Consider the following 22,783-nt stretch of genomic DNA (forward strand, 5'->3'; position numbering starts at 1 on the left):
GAGCCTTTTGCAAAACTCCCCTAGGAATTAGTGTTTTCAGGGTCCATCAAGCCTTTTATGGCAATTTTATAGGTCAAAATAATCAGTCAGTCAAATTTTGTGGGTTTAGCTCACAATTTTTCTGTTTCTAGGCGCGACTATCCTGTTGATCGTTTCTTCGTTTGTGTTTGTAGCTGATCAGTTTACTAATTTGATCAACTGGTCCGCAAAGATCGCAATCACACCAAACATTAAATGAGCTTTTACCTTCAAGGCTCCTCGAACCATAATGTTGTTTGCTCCGAACTCTTCCTTTAAACGACTATTGAACCGCTCCGCCGCTGTTCTTTCTTTATATCTGGCAGCCTCATGAGGAGCCATGAATATCCTTGCCACGAGAGTTCTTGTCTATTATGGGCACATGGCCGAGACTCCTGCTAAGTTCATAAATGAGCCCAGCGTCATAGGCCGAATCCATGACATCATAGAGATATGTTACCCTGGAACTGCTCGTCTTCATGAGCGGTATGGCTACCTGACTGTCGTGTAATGATGCGGAGGTCATAGCGACACTCACTGGCAGACCGTAGTCATTGACATCCGCATGAAACTTATAGCCAATCCAACTTACTTTGTATCCCTTGGAGTTCTTCTTGGTTCCGACATCGCAGGCAACCGGCAATTCCTTTAACGCCTGTTCCGCTGATTGATGAATCTGACGCTCCAATCGTTTTACTTCCTTGGGTTCTGAGTGTTCCCTTTTGGTTCTACGACCTCTTTTTTTCGGAGAAGGTTTTTCCTTCGGTGTTTTCTTTACTGGTTTCTCACGGCCTTCTATGGCCGTATAGTCTCTGGATATATGCCCTATCAGTTCCGTTTTCAAAGATCGTTCAACCAAAGCCTCATGGACCTTATCACCAAGACCACTATCAGCAAACTCGGCAAAAGCCCGGGAGAAAGTGGACTCCGAGGTAATGTCTGAAGCCTTGTCAAAACCACAGATCTTACGCAGACTCGGCGTAGTCTTAAGCGCCTCAATCAACGACCTTGTGAAAGGATATCCATAAACAGACTTAGCGACAAAGGACCGTGCTATCGATTCACGATAGCGAAGTTTTCTTCCGAACGACTGAGTAAAAGAGCTTTTTGGAACAAAAGTCTCAACTTGGATCAACTCCAAGATCGACACAAGTTGCTTCTCTTTTTCGGTTAGAGGATCGCTCCATGACTCCTGCAATTTCGGAAACAGACTGCGTTGCAGTGTCCCCATCAACCATGATATTCTCTTCCTAAGCTTCACTGGCGCCTCCCGTGAAAAAGCGTCTTTTTTGCAAAAACACTATACCACGGGCCTGCCCGTGAAGCTCATTTATTACACATGCTTAAACACCCAAAAAACACTTTTGCAAGTGGCTCATAAGTTAGCTCAAATTTCATTGACTCCATTTGAAGTTCAGGGGTTACCTCGAACGTTCACTAATTATAACCCCTTGAAAATAATATTCTTTGGAAATGTAGCCATAACCGTTAGCCTCAAAACTTCGTTGACAATCTTTGGCCGTTTCGATATACTTACCCCATCACCGTGGCCTTAATTTGTGACTTAACTTATTTTAATGTTTACAACGTGTTGAGAGTCGTCCTTAAAGCTAAGCTTGACAGGACTTAGGGTATGGAAATCACGTGATATCTTCTGCCACGAGGAAAGCTGAAAAAAGTTCCGCAACTAGGTCGTTGGGTCTGGCTGTTCTGAGGATCGGGACCAGGCTCGTTTTGCGCAGCGCCGCCTTGTGTACGTTTCTCAGCTTTTTCACCATTCTTGGAGCATCCGGCGTTTCAGCTCAAACGCAGATCAAACCGGAATCGTACGGGTATTTTGACTTCCCAACGTGCGTGCGTTACGCTTTGGTTCATTCTGACGCTCTGACTCAAAACAGAATTGATATCCAATTAAAATCAATAGACCTTAAAGACGCTCACTCTGAAATTCTACCCACGGTTCAATTAGTTACCCGGTATTATCTAGTCAGAACCGACGACGTCTATTCCAACGGGTCCTCCGGGAGTAGATGGCAAGTTCAATTCAACATGGCAAATTGGAATCCGTATTTGGCTCTTTTGAAGATCAAGAGTCAGGGCATCATGGTAGATATTGCGAAGATTTCCCACTTTGACAAAATTTCAGATACTACGGCTAACATCGCCAGAATCTTCTACAGCATCCATTGTCTTGAAAAATCAATCAGAGGATCCAAGCAAATTCTTGCGCTCGTCCAGGACAAACTCAACTTCGCCAAAAGCAAAAACGATCAGGGCAAGATTGATCCCCTCGAATTTCAGACTATGCAAAACGATAATCGCGCTCAACAAATCAAGGTTAAGTCGCTTGAAAATGATCTTCAGGACAAGACTGGTCAACTTAAGGCACTCATCGGCTATCATCCGGATTATTTTTTGCCTTTGGATACTCGGGACGCGACAAACCAGATTTTGAATGGCTTTAAACCTAACTGGATTACCTTCGCCGACATACAGGGGGGTAACTTACAGTTGAAGATCGCCGCAAAAAAGGAACAAATGCAATCCAACTCTGTGACGGGGGCGTATGTTGCTTTAGCTCCTCAACCGGCTTTTGTATTTCAGGATAACAGCAATACTCCGAATGCCGCGTCGGGCCTCAATCTTGCCTTAGGGTTGGACTATTTTCTATGGGACGGGTTTCGTCGAGTGCGCGACGTAAAGCGCCAAAAACTGTTGGCTCAAAAATATAACCTTGATCGTGAGCAACTTTCCCAGCAGCTATACATGAAGTTCAAAAAGCTTAGAAATGGTATGGGACTTTCTGGCGAACGAGAAAGCCTTTCTCGTGAAAAGGCGAAGTTGGCTGATTTAGCCGAAGAAAAGGCTTTCACTAACTACAAATCCGGACGTATAGAATATAACGATTACATGGATCAGAGGATAAAGAAAACTCAGGCTCACCTGGAAGCAGCGGAAAGTCTTCAGCCGCGGGTTAACGATCTAATTGAATTGGCTACGATTTCTGGAGGTTTGAACAAGTACAATGCCGCAATTCGATATTAAAAGGCTCAGGCCCCGCCTTAGGGTCTTGGGCGTTACACTGGCGAGCTTTGTGGCCTTGGTTTCTTTAGCGCTTTTGGTCGTGACCCATGAACCTAAGAAAGCCGAGTCGAGTCCCCCGCCGGTTAAGGCCGCTATTGTGCCTCAAATTGCAGACGCCAAGTCTGAGGCTGAAATCATTTTTAGGGGCAAGAGTTTTTCTGTATTCCAGAGAAAAATTGTTCTGCCTTACGGTGGAGAGATCGTCTCAATTGACGTTAAAGAAGGACAGCTTATTAGTGAAAATGACACACTGGTTAAATATAAACTTGACCGCCAGTCTATGATCCAGGTTACGGGGACATTGTATCCAGCCAGAGTTCTGGATTTGAAAAAGGCTGTTTATGATCAGAAAATAACCCTTGATAAGCTACGAAACGTTTCTCTCAGGTTAAAAAATATTGATCTGGAGAAATCCAAAAATGACCTGACCGACATTCGTCAGTTGCATGTTAAGAATCTAGCGGAGCTTGAAGCGGTAAAAGACGCCGAGAGAAAATACGAAACAGCGGAAAAGCAGCTTCTAGAAACCAAGGAATCTATTAAACAGGCGCAAGAAGGTTTGGTCCGAGCCCAAGAAGACTTGAAGTTTTTTGAAGATAAGCAACGACGCGACATGGACTTGCTTGAGTACCAAACTAGACGCTCTTATGCGGATTCAAGTATTCCTCAAGATATAGCGTTTCTGAAGGCTCCCATAACAGGTCAGATCTTGTGGCTTTCTCCAGAGCTCCGAGTCGACGCTGAGCAGCCCGCAGGATTTCCAGCCATAACGATAGCCCCGACAAACCCAATGGTGGTTAGATGCAAGGTTCATGAACTCGATTTGGTTAAACTTAAAACCGGAGATAGAGGCGCTGTGATATTTGACGCCATCCCCGACAAGAAATATCCCTGTAGAGTTAGTCGTATCCCTTGGGTAAGCCGCAATCCCGCTCTTGAAGTTCCAGCCGATTACGAAATAGAATGCCTTCTTGAAAATGGCGATGGAAAGATTAAGGATGGCCTTACGTGTAATGTTAGAGTGAGTGTCACTCAATAGGTTTATCTAGACTTATGCGCTGGTCTTCGATTTCTTCATTTACTATGAGGTTTTGGCCTTTATTTATTCTGAATTTTTAACAAGACTTTTCTCCTTTGGCTCCCATTTCGGGCTTTTTTGCCTACCTATCGTGTTTTCGTTAGTTTCGGCTTCGTTGTTGCTTTGGATCGGCATAAGCCGGATAACGAAGGCTCGATCGTCCAGTAGACTTGTCGACTCACAACTTCCTACCCCCCTTATTCAAATACTGGTACCACTAAAAGGGATTACTTCTCATTCAAAAAAAATACTGTCATCACTCCTGACCCAAGATTATCCAAACTATAGAGTAATCTTCATTTTGGAGGATCAACTGGACCCCGTGATTGAACTAGTGAGGAATTTCTGCTCCTCATATCCACATGTTGGAATTTTTTTTAGTGGAAAGAGCTATCACTGCGGCCAGAAGAATTTTGGACTGGCAAGAGCAATATCAGAGTTAGATCCTGATGTAGAAATTTTGGTATTCTGCGATAGCTCAAACTCCGCCGATCCCGGATGGCTGACCAGAATAAGTGAGCCTGTAAGATCGGCCAAATTCGAGGTCTGCACAACATTTCGCTCATTCTCTCCTCAAGACATCAATGTTCCTGGAGTTTGCCAGGCTATTTACGCTACTACAGTCTTTGCCCTTCTCACTGTGACGCCAAAACCATGGGGCGGCGGCACTGTGATCAGAAGAAAAACCTTCGAAAGACTGCAAGTAGTCGACGCTTGGTCAGAGACGGTGGTTGATGATCTGGTTCTGGGAAATATTTTGACAAAAGCGAAGATACAGGTGCATGTCTCGCCCGAAAATTTTCTTTCTACACCTGTAAAAAAGCAGAAATTTAGTGGCCTCCTGGCCTTTCTGGACAGGCAGATTCTTTTCCCAAAATTTACCAACCCCGTGATCTGGGGTTTTACAGTAATTTGGCATATTTCTATTTGCGTGTCCTTGATCATGTCTACATGTGGTTTATTTTTGTACTCTTTAGGATATATTGGACCTGAATACGCTGTCCTTGGCCTAATCTTCTGGATTGGGGTTTTCGCTTTGGTATTAGCGTTACGTTATCTTAACCACCCCAGACTTCCCATTCTCAAGTGGATTTACTCCTTTCCCATTCTCATAATGGTAGCCACTTTTGTGTGTTTTAGATCCATTTTTCTCAAGCATATTGATTGGGCCGGCAAGAGGTATTATTGTGGCCGCGGAGGCCTGGTTACCAAAGTTAAGGATTTGAAGATGTCCTAGATGAGAGATTCCTTACGCCCCTGGGCCTTCTCTGGAAGCATTTCATGACCTGGAAGCAGGAATTCTATAGGTCTAAGGTCTAAAAAGATTTACAGGACAAGTATTTAAATCGTTTCAATGGTCGATGCTCTAGTATTAGCTGCAGGATTATCTACAAGGATGGGCTGTGATAAGATGGCCCTCAAAATTTCTGGGGAAACCATTTTGTCTAGAGTCATTTCTCAGGCTCTTCGTTCGCGATTAAACACCATCGTTGCAGTGACTCGCCATCCTCTGAAAGATGATGAACTCAGCGGGAAGTATCAATTTTGTTATTCCAGATTGGTAAATGTGATTAACGATTCCCCTGAATTGGGAATGTCATATTCCATCAGTCTTGGTTTGGATGTAGTCATACAGAAATCCGTCGCCGTAATGATTATTCTGGCTGATCAGGTTTACCTCAATTTTTCAGTGATCAACACTCTGATTTCAATTAGCTTAGATAATACAAACAAGATTATCGCTCCTGTTGTGAGGGGTAGAAGAACAAATCCCGTAATATTCCCGGCGGAATTTTTTCCGGCATTAAAGGAGATAACAGGAGATATAGGAGGAAGAGAGATCCTTCGTTTGCATAGAACAAGAATCAAAACCGTTGAATTTGGAAAAGAATATGATGACTATGATGTGGACACTGAGGCGGACTACTACAAAGTGTCTCCTCAAGGGGACAAGCTAATTAGGGATTCATGAAAATTAGAATCGCAAAAACCGCCGGATTTTGTATGGGTGTTAGAAGAGCAGTCGATCTCGCTCTTGATTTGAATCGGCAAGAATTACCATTGCCTATAATGACGTATGGCCCGCTGATCCATAATCCCCAGACGTTAAGCCTGCTGGAGACCAGAGGCATAAACAAAACTAATTCAATAGAAAACATAGAAACCGGCACAGTAATAATTAGAGCTCATGGAATTTCACCGGACGAATATAACATTTTGAAATCAAAAGGGGTTAACATTGTTGACGCTACATGTCCACGTGTTACCAGAGTTCAGGCGTTAATTACAAAGCACTCCAAAATAGGGGATTTCTGCGTGATCGTAGGGGACGAAGATCATCCGGAGGTTCGAGGTCTGGTCGGATTCGCCCGTGCTGGAGCCCTCGCAATTTCAGGCCCGGAAATGATAGATAGAGTAGCTTCTATCCCACCGGGCAGATCCTTGCTCGTTGTAGCCCAAACAACTCAAGAGCCTGACAAGTTTGACAAAGTTGTCGAAATATTGAGGAACAAGGGCTTTAAATCAAATATCTACAATACCATTTGCGACTCTACAAGAAAACGGCAGGCCGAGACCAGAGAGCTAGCTAGGGAAGCAGACATGGTAATTGTTGTTGGTGGAAAGGGGTCAGGGAATACCGGAAGACTTGCAAAAGTCGCAGCAGAGAACGGAATCAAGGTACTTCATGTTGAGACTGCCGATGAAATATCCGTCACTGATCTCGAAGGAAGCCACCTGATCGGAGTAACAGCCGGCGCCAGCACTCCAAACTGGCAGATTAGGTCAGTGATCGAAAAGTTGAAGCAAATAGACCTTGATTCGAGGTCCGGAATTTGGCCGAGACTAAGACGCCTTCTGGATATTACGATTATGACTTACATTTGGGCAGCGCTGGGGGGAGCGGGCCTTACCATGGCATGCGCTACGATGCAAGGGGCCCCTATTACTGTTTCTTCTATTGTAGTTTCGGCCATGTTTGTATTCTCTATGCATCTTTCAAATCGCGTTCAGGAACGTTCCGGCGCGCTCCGATTCAACACGCCTGAAATCGCTTCATTTTACTCCAGACATGGCGTTTTATTGGCGGGGTTGGCAGGAATATCGGCTCTTATAGCAATCATAGCCGCTCATTCGATTGGGTTAATTTCCACTTTCCTTCTAGTAGGAATGCTTGTTACAGGGATTCTATACCCTGCTCCAATCTTAGGGCGCCTTAAAATACCCAATCTGAAATGGAAGTCACTCAAAGATATTCCTGGTTCAAAAACTCCCTTGGTAGCTTTGGGCTGGGCCATGGCGGCCGTCATTATTCCCTTTTTTTCCAAAAACGCTACACACGAAGTCTCAGGGCTTATTGTAGCATTTATGACCGCCGCGTTAATGGTATTTTGGAGGACGGCGCTTTCGGATCTTATAGATGTTCAGGGTGATCGGATTGGAGGGCGTGACACAATTCCGATACTTTTCGGCGGCCGGGTTACCGAACAAATTCTTAATATCCTGCTTATTCTCTTGTGTTTTTTACTGTTCATTTCTAGCATGTGGAATTGGACAACGCCTTTTGGATTTGTGTTGCTCATCAATGTATTAGTGTTCAAGGTGTTGTTTGATTTTTACAAGAAAGGTCATCTTGTTGACCGACTTATTTATGAAGGCCTAATTGACGGGAACTTTGTTTTTGCAGGAGTTGTCAGTTTGATTTATCGGGTAGTCGCGTGAAAATACCGACTTTTTTCTTGACACAGGTATTCAATTGGGGTAAAAAAGTTGTTTTTATAGAGGACCCGTTTGCTGGCGTAGCTCAACCGGTAGAGCAGCTGATTTGTAATCAGCAGGTTGCGGGTTCGAGTCCCATCGCCAGCTCCAGTCGTGGAGGGGTTCCCGAGTGGCTAAAGGGGGCAGACTGTAAATCTGTTGGCGACGCCTTCGGAGGTTCGAATCCTCCCCCCTCCACCATCCAATTGCGCGGTCCGTTTTATTGGCGCGGCGGGAATAGCTCAGTTGGTAGAGCGTCAGCCTTCCAAGCTGAACGTCGCGGGTTCGAGTCCCGTTTCCCGCTCCACATTTCTTGAGGCGTTTTAACAATTGGATGTGACGCCTTATTGTAAAATACGTAGGCACGTAGAAATTGAACCTACGAACTTTAATTTTGCCCACGTAGCTCAGTCGGTAGAGCACTTCCTTGGTAAGGAAGAGGTTCACCGGTTCGATCCCGGTCGTGGGCTCCATCAGATTTTGACTCGTAGTGACTACGACCTTTTGCGGAGATTTTGAAGTTATATCTTTTTAAAAATGAATAGAGACTTTACGGTTATTTTCTTTCCGAATATTTAAGGAGGAGCCCATGGGCAAGGCGAAGTTTGAGCGTACGAAGCCACACGTGAACGTAGGGACGATAGGTCACATCGATCACGGCAAGACGACGTTGACAGCGGCAATAACGCGGACGTTGGCTAAGCGGGGATTGGCCTCGTATGTGCCTTTCGAGGAGATCGACAAGGCGCCCGAGGAGAAAGAGCGCGGCATTACGATAGCTACGGCTCACGTGGAGTATCAGACGGACAAAAGGCATTACGCTCATGTGGATTGTCCGGGACACGCCGATTATATCAAGAACATGATCACCGGCGCGGCCCAGATGGATGGAGCTATCCTTGTTGTGGGAGCCAATGATGGTCCTATGCCTCAGACAAGAGAGCATATACTGTTGGCTCGTCAGGTTGGTGTTCCCTATGTAGTGGTTTTTTTGAACAAAGTCGACATGGTTGACGATCCGGAACTCATAGAGTTGGTTGAGTTGGAATTGAGAGAGCTATTGAGTTCTTATGATTTTCCGGGAGACGATATACCGATTATCAGGGGCAGCGCGTTAAAGGCTTTGGAGGCTGGTGATCCCAAGCATCCCGACTGCAAGTGCATACTTGAGTTGATGGAGGCTATAGACACCTATATACCTGTGCCTCAAAGAGACGTAGACAAGCCCTTCCTGATGCCGATAGAGGATGTGTTCAGCATTTCCGGACGAGGCACGGTTGTTACCGGTAGGGTCGAGCGTGGTCAGATCAAGGTTGGGGAAGAAGTTGAGATAGTAGGGATCAAGGACACCCGCAAGACGGTTTGCACTGGTGTTGAGATGTTCCGCAAGGTATTGGATTCCGGTCAGGCCGGAGACAATGTTGGTCTTCTTCTTCGAGGCATCAAGCGAGAAGATGTTGAGAGGGGCCAGGTAGTGGCGTTGCCCGGGTCGATCACTCCCCATACCAAGTTCAAGGCCGAGACATACATTCTGGGTAAAGAGGAAGGTGGACGTCATACTCCATTTTTCAACGGATACAGGCCTCAGTTTTACTTCAGGACTACCGACGTGACAGGCATTATAACGCTTCCTGAGGGAGTCGAGATGGTGATGCCCGGTGATAATGTGGCTCTTGAAGCGCATCTTATCACCCCTATCGCCATGGAAAAAGAACTCCGCTTCGCTATCAGGGAAGGCGGAAGAACCGTTGGCGCCGGCGTCGTCTCTGAAGTTATTGAATAGATTTCAGGTCGGTTTTTGACTCTCTCCGGTTTGCTCCATTCGGGACTTAAACCGGTGGAGGAGGACATAGATGAGAGACATCATTACTTTGGCGTGCGGTGAGTGTAAGCGGAAGAACTACACCACCACGAAAAACAAAAAGACAACCCCCGACAAATTGCAGTTTAAAAAATACTGTCAATTTTGCCGAACTCATACGCTTCACAAGGAAACGAAGTAGCGTGAAGAGCTAAAATCAGTAGGCCAGTAGCTCAACGGCTAGAGCACCGGTCTCCAAAACCGGGGGTTGGGGGTTCGAATCCCTTCTGGCCTGCCACTCCGCATGAAGCTTCAGCGCTTGGGGATTGTTCGGGCAATGGAAAGCATTATGGAAAAAGTAAAAGAGTTTTTCCAAAAGAGCGTCGAATTCTTTAGAGAAGTTAAAATTGAACTTCTGAAGGTCACTTTCCCGACGAGACAGGAAACCCTCGGATCCACTCTTGTAGTGCTCGTACTGACCACCTTGGTGGGCATATATTTAGGATTTAGCGATTGGGCTTTGGCCAGAATCATGAAAGCTCTTCTACAGGTCTGATTTGGTTAGGATTTTGTCTCATTATCGTTTTTCCAGATAGCAGGAGGCCTCTTCGTGGCTTTGCGATGGTACGTTGTACACACATATTCCGGCTATGAAAACAAGGTCAAGACCGCCTTGGAAGAAAAAATAAAGACTTTGGGGTTAGAGGATCGGATTACCGATGTTCTTATACCGTCGGAGTCTGTAGTGGAATTAGTTAAAGGAGAGCGAAAAACCTCCAATCGGAAGTTCTTTCCCGGATACATTCTTGTTCGTATGGAGCTTGATGATACCACGTGGCATCATGTTAAAAGCACCCCTAAAGTCACGGGGTTCATAGGTTCAAGGACGGAACCCGCTATTATTCCAGACGAAGAAGTCAACGGTATCAAGGCGCAGATGGCCGAAGGAAGGGAAAAGCCTAAGCCAAAATATTCATTTGAAAAAGGTGATTCCGTGAGAGTCGTAGACGGACCGTTCATCAATTTTAACGGCACGGTGGAAGAAGTGAGACCAGACAAAGGTAAATTAAAGGTTTTGGTGAGCATCTTCGGTCGGCCCACTCCGGTGGAATTGGATTTTATTCAGGTTACCAAGAATTAATCTTGAGGCCTTTCAGTTTTTAGACACGGAACAGAGTTCGAAACATTGCTTATCATTCGGGACTCTGTTTCTTTGGGAGAGTCTTTATGGCCAAGAAAATTACAGCTTATGTCAAACTTCAGATTCCTGGCGGCGAAGCGAAGCCATCACCTCCTGTAGGCCCTGCATTGGGTCAACACGGTGTTAATATTATGGAGTTCTGCAAATCGTTCAACGCGCAGACCCAGGGACAACAGGGAGTTATTATCCCGGTATTAATAACGATTTATGCTGACAGGTCTTTCACCTTCATACTAAAAACCCCACCAGCGTCCTATTTGCTGAAAAAGGCGGCGGGTCTTGATAAAGGCTCTCCAGAGCCCAACAGAAACAAAGTTGCCCGTCTGACGCTTAAACAGGTGGAAGAGATAGCGAAGATAAAAATGCCTGATCTTAACGCCAAAGATTTGCCAGGCGCTGTTCAGACAATAATGGGAACAGCGCGTAGCCTTGGCATAGAAGTTGAGTAGAGGAACGATATGTCGTCCGTAGCAAAAAAGAAAGTTTCGGCCAGAGAAAACGTAGACCGTTCAAAGAAATATTCTTTGACTGAGGGCTTGCAAACCGTTGTGGGATCAGCCTACGCAAAATTCGATGAATCCGTGGACGTAGCGGTGAAACTTGGTGTAGACCCAAGACATGCCGATCAGATGGTTCGAGGAACGTGTGTCCTTCCCCACGGCACAGGAAAAACTGTACGGGTATTGGCTTTCGCAAAGGCGGAAAAAGAGAAAGAGGCTCGGGACGCCGGGGCGGATTATGTCGGCGCAGAGGATCTCGCCAAGAAAATTCAGGAAGGATGGCTTGATTTCGATAAGGCTGTGGCCACTCCTGACATGATGGGTGTAGTGGGTAGATTGGGAAAGATCCTGGGCCCACGTGGCATGATGCCTAATCCAAAAGTAGGCACGGTAACTTTCGATATCGGTAAAGCAGTTTCCGAACTTAAAGGTGGCAAAGTTGAATTCAGAGTTGAAAAGGCTGGTATTGTCCATTGCCCTATAGGTCGCGTGTCTTTTGGTTTTGACAAGCTCGCTGAGAACTTCAAAGCTCTGATGGAGAGTATTTTTCGATTGAAACCTTCAGCGTCCAAAGGTGTCTACTTACGAGGTATAGCTCTTTCCACGACCATGGGTCCGGGATTGAAGCTTGACCCACAAGAAATGAGAAACTTGGTCAAATAACATAACTTTTACACTTTTTAAGGAGACGCAAGTCAACAAAATCAGGAATTAATTCTATGGTCATGTCGGAGACAGCGGGCGCGCTGATCGTGAGCGCTTAATTGAGGCCAGCCGAGACGGGCCGGAAACGGGTGATCCAAGACTGAATCCTCATATCCGCATAGCCTCGATTCGCTGTAATCCCTCCGATGGAAAGGGGATAGCTTAGATTTGAAGAAAGATGAAAAAGAAAAACAGGTGGCGTGGCTTCGAGATCAGTTTCAGGGAGTCAGGGCGGTTTTTCTCATTGATTTCAAGGGTCTGACCGTCAGCGAAATGAACACCCTACGTTCAGAAGTCAGAACGCGTGGGGGGTCACTTAAGGTCCTAAAGAACACTCTAGTTCGTTTGGCTTACAAGAATACCGATGTGGAGTGCTTGGGCCCTGACCTGGTTGGAACTAGGGCCGCTGTTTGGACGCATTCTGATGACGGCGTCCCGGCTCTGGCCAAGACGCTGGTCGATTTCGCTAAGACTCATCCAAATCTTGGACTGGTCAAGGGAGAACTTCAGGGTCAGGCTTTTGAAGCTTCTGATCTGGAAGGTCTGGCCAAGCTACCATCGAGAGAGGAACTTCTTAGCCGTCTGCTGGGAACCATGGTTGCGCCTATTAGCGCCTTTGTCGGTACACTCGCAGCCGTGCCCAGGTCGTTCCTGACTGTGCTCAAAGCTATCGAGGACAAAAAAGCTGAGTCCGCTCCTGTCGCGGGATAACCCGTAAACGGACTCTAAATGTTTTTTGCTATACAGCGAATGGAGGAAATAATGGCGGAAATTACAAAAGAGGACGTTAAAGAGTTCATAAGAAACATGTCAGTCTTGGAACTCAGTAAGTTAGTAAAAGAATTGGAAGAAGAGTTCGGGGTATCTGCGGCGGCGCCTGTAGCCGTAGCCGCTTTTGGAGCGGCTTCGGCGGCGGGAGATGCAGCCCCGGTTGAGGAGAAAACCGAATTTGACGTGATCCTAAAAGAATTCGGGGACAAGAAAATCCAGGTTATCAAGGTCGTCAGATCTCTGACTGATCTAGGCCTTAAAGAAGCCAAGGATTTAGTGGAAGGTGTGCCGAAACCGGTTAAAGAAGGTGTTTCCAAAGAAGACGCTGAAAAGGCGAAGGCTGCTCTAGAAGAAGTCGGAGCCGTTGTAGAAATCGTCTGAACTCATAAAAAATTTATTTTTTGTTGGCCGCTGACTCGCGTCTACCGCGCGAGCGCGGCCTGAGTAATTGGAACTCCTACCACTGTCCCCACCTGTAAAGATCACCGGATTTTAGAGGGAGAAAATGGGTTCTTTTTCCGTGCACTCTCAGAGGCTCAGGAAGAATTTCGCGCGGATTCCTCAGATAGCTGGAATCCCAAAACTTATCGAGATTCAAAGTCAATCCTACGATCGATTTCTTCAGATGGACAAAGCGCCTGAAGAAAGGGAAGATATTGGTCTGCAGGCAGTATTTCGCTCAGTTTTCCCTATCAAGGACTTCACCGATACAGCGTCGCTTGAATTCATCAAGTACACGCTTGGGGAAGAAAAATACTCAGTGGAAGAATGCCTTCAGAAAGGTGTTACGTATTCTGTTCCGTTAAAGATTACGGTGCAGTTGATTGTTTGGGATGTTGACCCCGACACCAGTTCTCGCACTATTCGTGACGTCAAGGAACAGGAAGTATATTTCGGTGAAATTCCCATTATGACGAGATATGGGACATTTGTAGTCAATGGCACCGAACGGGTAATTGTTTCCCAGCTTCATAGGTCACCAGGCATATTTTTTGATCACGACAAAGGGAAAACACACGCGAGCGGCAAGTTGCTCTACTCGGCTCGAATTATTCCTCTTCGAGGATCGTGGATTGACTTTGAATTCGATTTAAAAGATCGCCTTTATGTGAGAATAGATCGCCGCAGAAAGCTTCCCGTTACTGTGCTACTGAAAGCGCTTGGTTTTTCTAGCGAAACCATTCTCAATTATTTCTATAATAAACAAACAATAATGATCACTCCGGACGGTTTGCGGAGAAAAGTCGACCTCAAATTTCTGGTCGGGACTCATGCGTCCGCCGACATTTTTGTCGAGGGCTCAAGTGAGATCTTGGTCAAAAAGAACAAAAAAATTTCCAGGGCTGCTCTCAAACGTTTGGGAGAAAGGCGCGTCGCTCCTTTGATGATGGAGCCTCATGAACTTGCAGGCAAAGTTGTAGCGCATGACATCATCGATGAGACTACTGGAGAGGTTGTAGCCGCGTGTAACAAGGAAATAGCGCCAGATGAAGTAGAGAGTTTTATTGAAGAGCTTCGGAGTCGAAATATAGATCAGTTTGAGGCGTTGTTCATCGAAGAAAGGATCGCCTCTTCTTCCTTGAGAGACACTTTACTGGAAGACAAGATTGATGACCGCCCCAATAGAGTTACTGAGGAATACAAACGTCTGTTTCCGGATGACTCGACATCAAACGAAACTCTTAACGCTGAGATCGAGATATATCGCAGACTCAGGCCTTCCAATCCCGCGACAGTTGAAATCGCCAAGACATTCTTCAACAACTTGTTTTTTAGGACTGAGTATTATGACCTGTCTCGTGTGGGACGATTAAAACTGAACCGCAAGCTCGGCATTTTAGAGCATGATTCGCCTCTGTCTCTAAGAACCCTAAGACCCAATGACATCATGTTGGCGGTCAAGTACCTTCTGGAATTAAAAGAGGGCAAACCCGGACATGAGATCGATGATATAGACAACATGGGGAATCGAAGGGTCAGATCCGTCGGGGAACTTCTTGAAAATCAATATCGAATCGGTCTGGTCAGAATGGAGCGGGCCATAAAAGAACGGATGAGTCTTCAGGACGTTGAAACATTAATGCCACATGACCTGATTAACGCTAAACCTGTGACGGCGGTGGTAAAGGAATTCTTCGGTTCCTCCCAACTTTCACAGTTTATGGATCAGACTAATCCACTAAGTGAAATCACTCATAAAAGGCGTTTGTCCGCCTTGGGACCTGGCGGCCTCACACGAGAGCGAGCCGGTTTTGAAGTTAGAGACGTCCATCCAACCCATTACGGCCGAATATGCCCGATTGAAACTCCGGAAGGTCCGAACATTGGATTGATCGTTTCACTGTCTACATACGCTAGAGTCAATGAATTTGGTTTCATTGAAACTCCTTACCGCCCTGTCCACGACAGGGTCGTCAGTCGCGAAATAAAGTTCCTGACGGCTTTGGATGAGGAAGAGCATGTAAAAGTTCAGGCTGACGCTCTTATCGACGAAAATGGCAAACTGGTTGAAGATCTTGTGTCTGTTAGAAAAAAAGACGGCGAGTTTGCTATGGGGAGCGGTTCCGAAGCCACTTACATGGACGTATCACCCAATCAATTGGTGTCGGTGGCGGCATCATTAATCCCATTCCTTGAAAATGACGACGCGAACCGTGCGCTTATGGGTTCTAACATGCAGCGTCAGGCTGTGCCGCTACTGACAACGCAGGCTCCTCTGGTGGGCACAGGCATGGAACAGGTCGTCGCTGTTGATTCCGGGGTCACCGTTCTGGCCCGTAGGGACGGAGTAGTGGATTCTGTAGACGCTACAAGACTTGTTGTGAAGGCTACAGAATTTGAAGAGGGTGATTTGGATCCGGGTGTGGACATTTATAACCTTACGAAATACCAAAGATCCAACCAGAACACTTGTATAAACCAACGTCCGATTGTGAAAAAAGGGGATAGGGTCGCTGCAGGCCAAGTCATAGCTGATGGACCTGCGACGGATAAAGGAGAACTTGCTCTAGGTCGTAATGTGCTCGTGGCGTTCATGGCTTGGGGGGGGTACAACTATGAGGACTCCATCCTGGTTAGTGAGAAAATAGTAAAAGAAGATATTTTTACCTCGATTCATATTGAAGAATTTGAGGTCATGGCTCGCGACACAAAATTAGGTAAAGAAGAAATCACCAGAGACATCCCGAATGTTGGTGAAGAAGGCCTAAGAAATCTCGATGAAGCGGGCATTATTCGAATCGGCGCAGAGGTTAAGCCAGGCGACATCCTCGTAGGCAAAATTACTCCAAAAGGCGAAAATCAGCTCAGCCCGGAAGAGAAGCTTCTAAGGGCCATTTTTGGGGAAAAGGCTGGAGATGTTAGGGATACTTCTTTGCGAGTTCCTCCTGGTGTGGAAGGTATAGTTATTGACGCCAGGATTTTTTCCCGAAAAGGAACTGATAAAGATAGCAGAAGCATTTCTATTGAAAATGAGGAAATAGCGAAGTTAACCAAAGATCGGGACGATGAACTAAGGATAGTCGAAGAAGGAGCGAGAGAAAGAATTCGAAATATGCTGGTCGGCAAGGAAGTGGCCGCGGCATTGTCGGATCCCGAAACCGGTGTTTCCTTTCTCAAAAAGAACGAAACGATTACCGGGAACGTGATTGACATTATCCCATTGGAAGCGATTCGAAACGTTTCGTTAAAGAGCTCTGAATCAAGCCTGGAAGATGAAGTTGTAAGAATTATAGAGAGGTTCAGCGACCAGAAACACTTCTGGAAAATGCACTTCGACGAGAAGATAAGCCGGCTAAAAAAGGGCGATGAATTACCGCCAGGTGTCATCAAACTGGTCAAAGTTTACATCGCCATCAAACGAAAGCTCTCGGTCGGGGACAAAATGGCTGGGCGTCACGGTAACAAAGGTGTTCTTTCACGGATTTTGCCGGAAGAGGATATGCCTTATTTTGAAGACGGAACACCGGTAGAAATAGTGTTGAATCCACTCGGTGTGCCTTCCCGAATGAATGTTGGCCAGGTTCTCGAGACACATCTTGGATGGGCGGCGCGTGGCTTGGGAGAAGCTTTAGACAAGCTCCTCAAGGAACAGTGTTCCCCGGACAAACTGCGAGCAAGACTTCTTGAAATTTATGAAGTCAAGGAAGTAGAGCGACGAGAGAAAATCCGTAAGATCATTGAAGAAATGGATGAGGATGAGTTGAGAAAATTTGCGGCTTCTCTCCGCCTTGGTGTGCCAATCGCTACGCCGGTCTTTGACGGAGCTAGAGAGAGCGAAATTAAAGACATCCTTAAAGAGGCGGGAAAACAAACTTCGGGTCAGACGCAACTATACGATGGACGTACGGGAGAACCTTTTGACACGATGGTTACCGTCGGGATCATCTATATGATGAAGCTGCATCATCTTGTTGACGACAAGATACATGCGAGGGCCATAGGGCCTTATTCCCTTGTGACCCAGCAGCCGCTTGGAGGAAAGGCTCAGTTTGGTGGCCAAAGACTCGGAGAAATGGAGGTCTGGGCCATGGAATCATATGGAGCGGCCTACTCTCTTCAAGAATTCCTCACTGTCAAGTCTGACGATGTCACAGGACGCACAAGAATGTATGAAAGCATCGTGAAAGGAACCAATGTGCTCGAGCCGGGCTTGCCCGAATCTTTCAACGTTTTGGTTAAAGAGATCAAATCGCTGGGCCTTGATGTAGAACTTTTGGAAAGCGACCCGGGCACTGCTGCGTAGAAAGGCTAAACGAAGCTCTTTAAGCGTTGATGCAATATAACTTTTGAAAAGTTTGTAAAGTCGATCTCGCTTTGAACAACAAAATACTGGTGAAACGGCCTGACCATTTGTGGCCGTTTCAATCCCTCGAAACCGTTAATGTCGGTTTTCCCAACAACTTGGAGGGAAGCATGGAAGACGTTTATTACAGTTTTTTTGAAAAACCTAAAGATCCTTTAAATTTTTGCGCCGTAAAGATTTCGCTGGCGTCTCCCGAGAAGATCAGGGAGTGGAGTCATGGTGAAGTCAAGAAGCCTGAAACCATAAATTACCGTACTTTTAAGCCTGAACGTGACGGCCTTTTTTGCGCCAAGATTTTTGGTCCAGTCAAGGATTTTGAGTGTAACTGCGGAAAATACAAGAGAATGAAGCATCGTGGCACAATTTGTGAAAAATGTGGCGTTGAAGTCATTCAATCCAAAGTTCGTCGGGAACGGATGGGGCACATTGAACTAGCCACTCCGGTTGCCCATATCTGGTTTCTGAAAAGCTTGCCTAGCAGAATCGGAACTCTTCTGGACCTTACTCTCAAAGAAGTGGAACGAGTTCTCTATTTTGAATCCTATCTGGTGATTTCTGCTGGAAATACGGATCTTCGCCCGGGAGAACTCATCAATGAAGAGCGATACCATCAATTAAGAGAAGAATATGGAAAAGATTTAGGGACATTTGAGGCCCTCATGGGTGGCGAGGCCGTGAGATTGATGCTCGAAAGATTGGATCTCGTTTCGGAAAGCGTCAGAGTTAGGGAAGAAATGAAGGATTCAGCCTCTGAAGCAAAGAGAAAAAAACTTGCCAAGAGATTGCGGGTTCTTGAATCCTTGAAAGGGATAGACCCTGAAATCCTCGTCTCCGAGCTTTCCTCTATGTCGGAATCATTTGATCCTGAAAGCGAAAAGGGCCGATTTGTAGGCGAACTTATTCAAGCTGCTCAAGAAATCCTGGTCAAATGGCGTGAGTCAGAAGATTGGGAGGTTCGAAAGCAGCTTGCGTTCATCGAAATAAAGAATGTAATTGACCGGCTTGGGCGCTCTCGTATCGTGCATCCCGAAAGCCTTGGTAAGTTCAGACAATGGCAGAACCCCGCCTGGATGATACTTACTACTGTTCCGGTCATTCCTCCTGACTTAAGACCTTTGGTCCCGCTGGATGGCGGTCGTTTTGCTACTTCTGATCTGAACGATTTGTACAGAAGGGTTATTAATAGAAACAATCGCCTCAAAAGGCTCAAAGAGCTTAACGCCCCGGAAATCATCCTTCGTAATGAAAAGCGAATGCTCCAGGAAGCCGTTGATGTCCTGTTTGATAACGGTAGACGTGGAAGGTTGATCACCGGTCCAAATAAGAGACCCCTAAAATCGCTATCAGATATGCTCAAAGGCAAACAGGGACGTTTCAGACAGAACTTGTTGGGCAAACGTGTTGATTATTCGGGTCGGTCCGTCATAGTGGTCGGGCCGGATCTCCGTTTGCATCAGTGTGGCCTGCCGAAACGTATGGCTTTGGAATTATTCAAGCCCTTCATATACAACAAACTTGAAGAGCGCGGATATGTCACGACTATAAAAAGCGCCAAAAAACTGGTTGAAAAAGAGACTCCAGAAGTCTGGGATATACTCGAAGACGTCGTCAAAGAATATCCGATCCTGCTAAATCGTGCTCCTACGCTCCACAGACTTGGTATTCAGGCTTTTGAACCCATTCTGGTAGAAGGAAAGGCCATACAGCTTCACCCTCTAGTATGCACAGCGTTTAACGCGGATTTTGACGGGGACCAGATGGCCGTTCATATTCCTTTATCCATAGAAGCCCAGGTTGAAGCCAGGGTACTCATGATGAGCACCAACAACATTCTATCTCCTGCTCATGGAAAGCCGATCATAGTTCCTACGCAGGATATCGTGCTCGGGTTGTACTATCTTACCCGCGAAAAACCCGTAGATCTAGAAACAGAGCCCAAGAAATTCTCAGATTTGGTGGAAGTCAGGGTAGCTCACGACTCGGGGAAGCTGGGGATTCATGACCGAATCCTTGTGCGGGAAAATGGTGAAATGCTTCCAACCACCGCAGGAAGAATTATACTCCGAGAAATCGTTCCTGAGGAAATCCCTTTTGCTTCGATTAACAAGGTCATGAAGAAAAAGGAACTTGCTAACCTTATTGACGAAGCCTACCGAAAATGCGGAGACAAAAAGACGGTCATCCTTGCGGACAGACTCAAAGATCTTGGATATCACTACGCTACCAAGGCTGGGATTTCTATTTGCGTTGACGACATGAGAATCCCCGAATCCAAGAAAGAAATTATAGACAAGGCGCGAAAAGAAGTCCTTGAAATCCAAGATCAGTACAAAGAAGGCCTCATTACCGACGGTGAGAGATACAACAAGGTTATCGATATCTGGGCACGCGCTAATGAAGACATATCAGAACGGATGATGAACGGGCTTCGTTTGGAATCTATAACTCTTCCAGACGGATCAGAGAAACAAGTAGAGAGTTTTAACCCAATCTATATGATGGCGGATTCAGGAGCTAGAGGCAGCACGCAGCAAATTCGCCAGTTGGCCGGGATGCGCGGGCTGATGGCAAAACCTACCGGTGAGATTATTGAAACCCCCATAGAAGCTAATTTCAGGGAAGGACTCACCGTTTTACAATATTTTATTTCGACCCATGGAGCCCGTAAGGGTCTCGCTGACACAGCGCTAAAAACAGCAAACTCCGGTTATCTTACAAGAAGATTGGTCGACGTTGCGCAGGACGCGATAATAAATGAAAAAGATTGTGGAACTCTCGATGGAATCGAAATGGCTTCATTGGAAGAGGGTGGTGAAGTCATCGAGCATGTTGCGGACAGAATCCTTGGTCGAGTGGCGCTTGAAGATATTGAACACCCGTATACCGGTGAGATAATTGTTAAGGCTAATGAAGAAATCAAAGAAGAACATCGTGATCAAATTCAAGACTCAGGAATTGACAGGGTTAGAATCAGGTCGGTTCTGAGCTGTCAGGCCAAAAGGGGAGTGTGTAGCCTTTGTTATGGTCGTGATCTGGCTCACGGCAAAATGGTTAATATAGGTGAAGCTGTCGGCATAATAGCCGCTCAATCCATTGGCGAGCCCGGAACTCAGTTGACAATGAGAACCTTTCACATTGGTGGAACAGCTTCATTGAAAAGAAACATTATTTCGGCCAGGAAAAAAGGCGCCGTCCTCTTGGAAAAAGAAAAGGATAAAACCAAGGCGATAATTGTATATGAAGATTTTTCAGTCCCTAAAAACGAAGTGGATCAATGGTTTATAGAACATGGCCAGACTCTCAGAGAAAACTCCTTTCTTTATAAGGGTAAGAACCATTCTCCGGCCCAAGCTGAAAACCTCGGTGGCAAGATTACTATTTCCGCGGATAAGAAGTCTTTTTCCCTTCAGGATGAAGAAGGAAATAAAAAGAAGTTTCAATTGGCCGATGGCTGTAGATTCGTAGTAAGAACCAACTCACAAATACTACCGCAAAGCTTCATTTTCGATCAAGACATCAAGCAGCCTCGCATGTCCGAGTCGGAAAAAAGAGGTGGGATACTTAAACTTCTTGGTGAGCGGAATGGTGAGTACCTGTATCGATTGTATGAACGATACCCAGTTATGGACTACATGAATGTAAAAGTTCAGGATAAAGATCGAATAGATTCTGAAGGCCAAGTGCTTCTAGAATGGCTCGGGTCTAGTTCATCCCAGCTATTTTCACGAAATGAGGGGAAAATCCAGTTTGTTGATCTCAAGACGGTCGTCAACCGAGATGGAGAACTTGTGGCCATGAACAGGAACGGTTCTCTGGCAATCCTTGACGAAAAAGGTCAAAAACGCGAGCGCAACAAGGTCATCTACGGCGCAAAACTGCGTGTCACAGACGGCGAACATATGAATCGTGAAACTCTCCTTGCAGAATGGGATCCCTATACTATTCCTATTATCACTGAAGTCTCGGGAATCGTCAAATACGGTGACATTATCGAAGGCGTAACTATGAACGAGCAAGTTGATGAAGTTACGGGTTTGTCCAGAAAAGTCATCGTTGAGTACAAAGACCGTGATTCCGAAATACGACCACGGGTATCAATTAAAGATGACCGCGGAAGAACCATCAAGATCGGCGATTCGGAAGCTCGTTACCTTCTTCCGGTAGGCGCGAACATAATGGTTAAAGAAGGGGAACAAGTTCATGCGGGTGACGTGATAGCGAAGATCCCTCGTGAAACCACCAAAACAAAAGATATTACAGGTGGTCTGCCTCGTGTGGCAGAGCTTTTCGAAGCGCGTAAGCCAAAAGAATTTGCGATAATCTCTGAAATTGAAGGACAAATCGAATTCGGCAAAGATACGAAAGGCAAAAGAAAGGTTGTGGTTAGACCTGATGTAGGTGACGCGCGTGAATATCTCATACCCAAAGGCAAGCACATTTCAGTTCATGCCGGAGATTGGGTCGACGCGGGTGACGCCCTGATGGAAGGATCGACTAATCCCCATGACCTCCTCGGTATCAAAGGTGAAAAAGAACTTGCGAGATACCTTGTCGACCAGGTTCAGGAAGTCTATCGACTTCAAGGTGTGAAAATAAATGATAAGCACATAGAAGTGATAGTTCGCCAGATGTTACGAAGAGTTAAAGTTAAAGAAGTCGGCGATACTGATTTTCTCGTCGGAGAGCAGATTGAGAGATCTCTCTTCCAAAAAGAAAATGATAGGGTTATTCAAGCCGGAGGAGTACCGGCGGTTGCGGAACCGTTGCTTCTGGGAATTACCAAGGCTTCTCTTTCTACAGATTCGTTCATAAGCGCGGCGAGTTTTCAAGAGACCACCAAGGTGCTGACAGAGGCTTCTATATCCGGGAAAATCGATTATTTGAGAGGACTAAAAGAAAATGTCATCATGGGACGTCTCATCCCAGCGGGCACTGGTCTGTCCCAGTACAAGAACCTAAGACTGAAGCATAATGAAGGTGATGAATCTATTCAACGAACATCAGTATCTCAGAATCCCGACGCTGACACGGCTAGAGAAATAGCCTAGATTGGAAGCGCGCCGCG

General features: G+C 46.0%; 17 protein-coding genes and 5 tRNA genes. 20 read left to right on the top strand and 2 right to left on the bottom strand.

Annotated elements, in window-relative coordinates:
• Positions 1 to 177 precede the first annotated feature (177 nt).
• Entirely contained in the window at positions 178 to 360 is a 183-nt protein-coding gene (locus WC647_16530) for a hypothetical protein (protein MFA6223914.1), read from the bottom strand.
• Entirely contained in the window at positions 347 to 1,279 is a 933-nt protein-coding gene (locus WC647_16535) for a transposase (protein ID MFA6223915.1), read from the bottom strand. Before WC647_16535 ends, WC647_16530 begins: the two co-directional genes overlap by 14 nt.
• 383 nt (positions 1,280 to 1,662) lie before the next feature.
• Here WC647_16535 and WC647_16540 point away from each other — a divergent pair, with 383 nt between their 5' ends.
• The 20 genes from WC647_16540 (at position 1,663) to rpoC (ending at position 22,766) form a co-directional block, all read left to right on the top strand.
• The gene (locus WC647_16540) at positions 1,663 to 3,063 is read left to right on the top strand and encodes a TolC family protein (GenBank protein ID MFA6223916.1); all 1,401 of its coding nucleotides are present in this window, start codon (positions 1,663 to 1,665) and stop codon (positions 3,061 to 3,063) included.
• Positions 3,044 to 4,141: an HlyD family efflux transporter periplasmic adaptor subunit gene (locus WC647_16545; GenBank protein MFA6223917.1), complete on the top strand. Its 1,098-nt coding sequence runs from the start codon at positions 3,044 to 3,046 to the stop codon at positions 4,139 to 4,141. Before WC647_16540 ends, WC647_16545 begins: the two co-directional genes overlap by 20 nt.
• Before the next feature lie 130 nt (positions 4,142 to 4,271).
• Positions 4,272 to 5,417, top strand: a complete 1,146-nt coding sequence (locus WC647_16550; GenBank protein MFA6223918.1) for a glycosyltransferase family 2 protein — start codon at positions 4,272 to 4,274, stop codon at positions 5,415 to 5,417.
• Between the two features lie 117 nt (positions 5,418 to 5,534).
• Complete coding sequence (locus tag WC647_16555) at positions 5,535 to 6,152, top strand: nucleotidyltransferase family protein (protein MFA6223919.1); 618 nt, start codon at positions 5,535 to 5,537, stop codon at positions 6,150 to 6,152.
• A complete protein-coding gene (ispH, locus tag WC647_16560) occupies positions 6,149 to 7,900 on the top strand; it encodes a 4-hydroxy-3-methylbut-2-enyl diphosphate reductase (GenBank protein MFA6223920.1) in 1,752 nt (583 codons plus the stop codon). Before WC647_16555 ends, ispH begins: the two co-directional genes overlap by 4 nt.
• Before the next feature lie 71 nt (positions 7,901 to 7,971).
• Positions 7,972 to 8,047: transfer RNA gene (locus WC647_16565), tRNA-Thr, on the top strand.
• 5 nt (positions 8,048 to 8,052) lie between these two features.
• Positions 8,053 to 8,137: transfer RNA gene (locus WC647_16570), tRNA-Tyr, on the top strand.
• Positions 8,138 to 8,167: 30 nt separating this feature from the next.
• Positions 8,168 to 8,243: transfer RNA gene (locus WC647_16575), tRNA-Gly, on the top strand.
• Between the two features lie 89 nt (positions 8,244 to 8,332).
• Positions 8,333 to 8,409, top strand: a tRNA-Thr gene (locus tag WC647_16580).
• Between the two features lie 116 nt (positions 8,410 to 8,525).
• The gene (tuf, locus tag WC647_16585; protein MFA6223921.1) at positions 8,526 to 9,719 is read left to right on the top strand and encodes an elongation factor Tu; all 1,194 of its coding nucleotides are present in this window, start codon (positions 8,526 to 8,528) and stop codon (positions 9,717 to 9,719) included.
• Between the two features lie 70 nt (positions 9,720 to 9,789).
• Complete coding sequence (gene rpmG / locus WC647_16590; protein ID MFA6223922.1) at positions 9,790 to 9,939, top strand: 50S ribosomal protein L33; 150 nt, start codon at positions 9,790 to 9,792, stop codon at positions 9,937 to 9,939.
• Between the two features lie 20 nt (positions 9,940 to 9,959).
• Positions 9,960 to 10,035 (top strand) — tRNA-Trp (locus WC647_16595).
• Between the two features lie 51 nt (positions 10,036 to 10,086).
• Positions 10,087 to 10,293: a preprotein translocase subunit SecE gene (gene secE / locus WC647_16600; protein MFA6223923.1), complete on the top strand. Its 207-nt coding sequence runs from the start codon at positions 10,087 to 10,089 to the stop codon at positions 10,291 to 10,293.
• A gap of 54 nt (positions 10,294 to 10,347) precedes the next feature.
• Positions 10,348 to 10,878 carry a transcription termination/antitermination protein NusG gene (gene nusG, locus WC647_16605; GenBank protein MFA6223924.1) on the top strand — a complete coding sequence of 177 codons (531 nt, stop codon included), beginning with the start codon at positions 10,348 to 10,350 and terminating at the stop codon, positions 10,876 to 10,878.
• An 86-nt stretch (positions 10,879 to 10,964) separates the two neighbouring features.
• On the top strand, positions 10,965 to 11,387 hold the full coding sequence (gene rplK, locus WC647_16610) for a 50S ribosomal protein L11 (protein MFA6223925.1): 423 nt from the start codon (positions 10,965 to 10,967) through the stop codon (positions 11,385 to 11,387).
• A 9-nt stretch (positions 11,388 to 11,396) separates the two neighbouring features.
• On the top strand, positions 11,397 to 12,101 hold the full coding sequence (gene rplA, locus WC647_16615; protein MFA6223926.1) for a 50S ribosomal protein L1: 705 nt from the start codon (positions 11,397 to 11,399) through the stop codon (positions 12,099 to 12,101).
• A 210-nt stretch (positions 12,102 to 12,311) separates the two neighbouring features.
• Positions 12,312 to 12,854 carry a 50S ribosomal protein L10 gene (gene rplJ, locus WC647_16620; GenBank protein ID MFA6223927.1) on the top strand — a complete coding sequence of 181 codons (543 nt, stop codon included), beginning with the start codon at positions 12,312 to 12,314 and terminating at the stop codon, positions 12,852 to 12,854.
• A 51-nt stretch (positions 12,855 to 12,905) separates the two neighbouring features.
• On the top strand, positions 12,906 to 13,295 hold the full coding sequence (gene rplL / locus WC647_16625) for a 50S ribosomal protein L7/L12 (protein MFA6223928.1): 390 nt from the start codon (positions 12,906 to 12,908) through the stop codon (positions 13,293 to 13,295).
• 124 nt (positions 13,296 to 13,419) lie between these two features.
• Positions 13,420 to 17,658: a DNA-directed RNA polymerase subunit beta gene (gene rpoB, locus WC647_16630; protein MFA6223929.1), complete on the top strand. Its 4,239-nt coding sequence runs from the start codon at positions 13,420 to 13,422 to the stop codon at positions 17,656 to 17,658.
• Between the two features lie 170 nt (positions 17,659 to 17,828).
• A complete protein-coding gene (rpoC, locus tag WC647_16635; GenBank protein MFA6223930.1) occupies positions 17,829 to 22,766 on the top strand; it encodes a DNA-directed RNA polymerase subunit beta' in 4,938 nt (1,645 codons plus the stop codon).
• Positions 22,767 to 22,783 lie beyond the last annotated feature (17 nt).

This window comes from Desulfomonilaceae bacterium (assembly GCA_041662605.1).
In the GTDB taxonomy this organism is placed as follows: domain Bacteria; phylum Desulfobacterota; class Desulfomonilia; order Desulfomonilales; family Desulfomonilaceae; genus CAJBEZ01.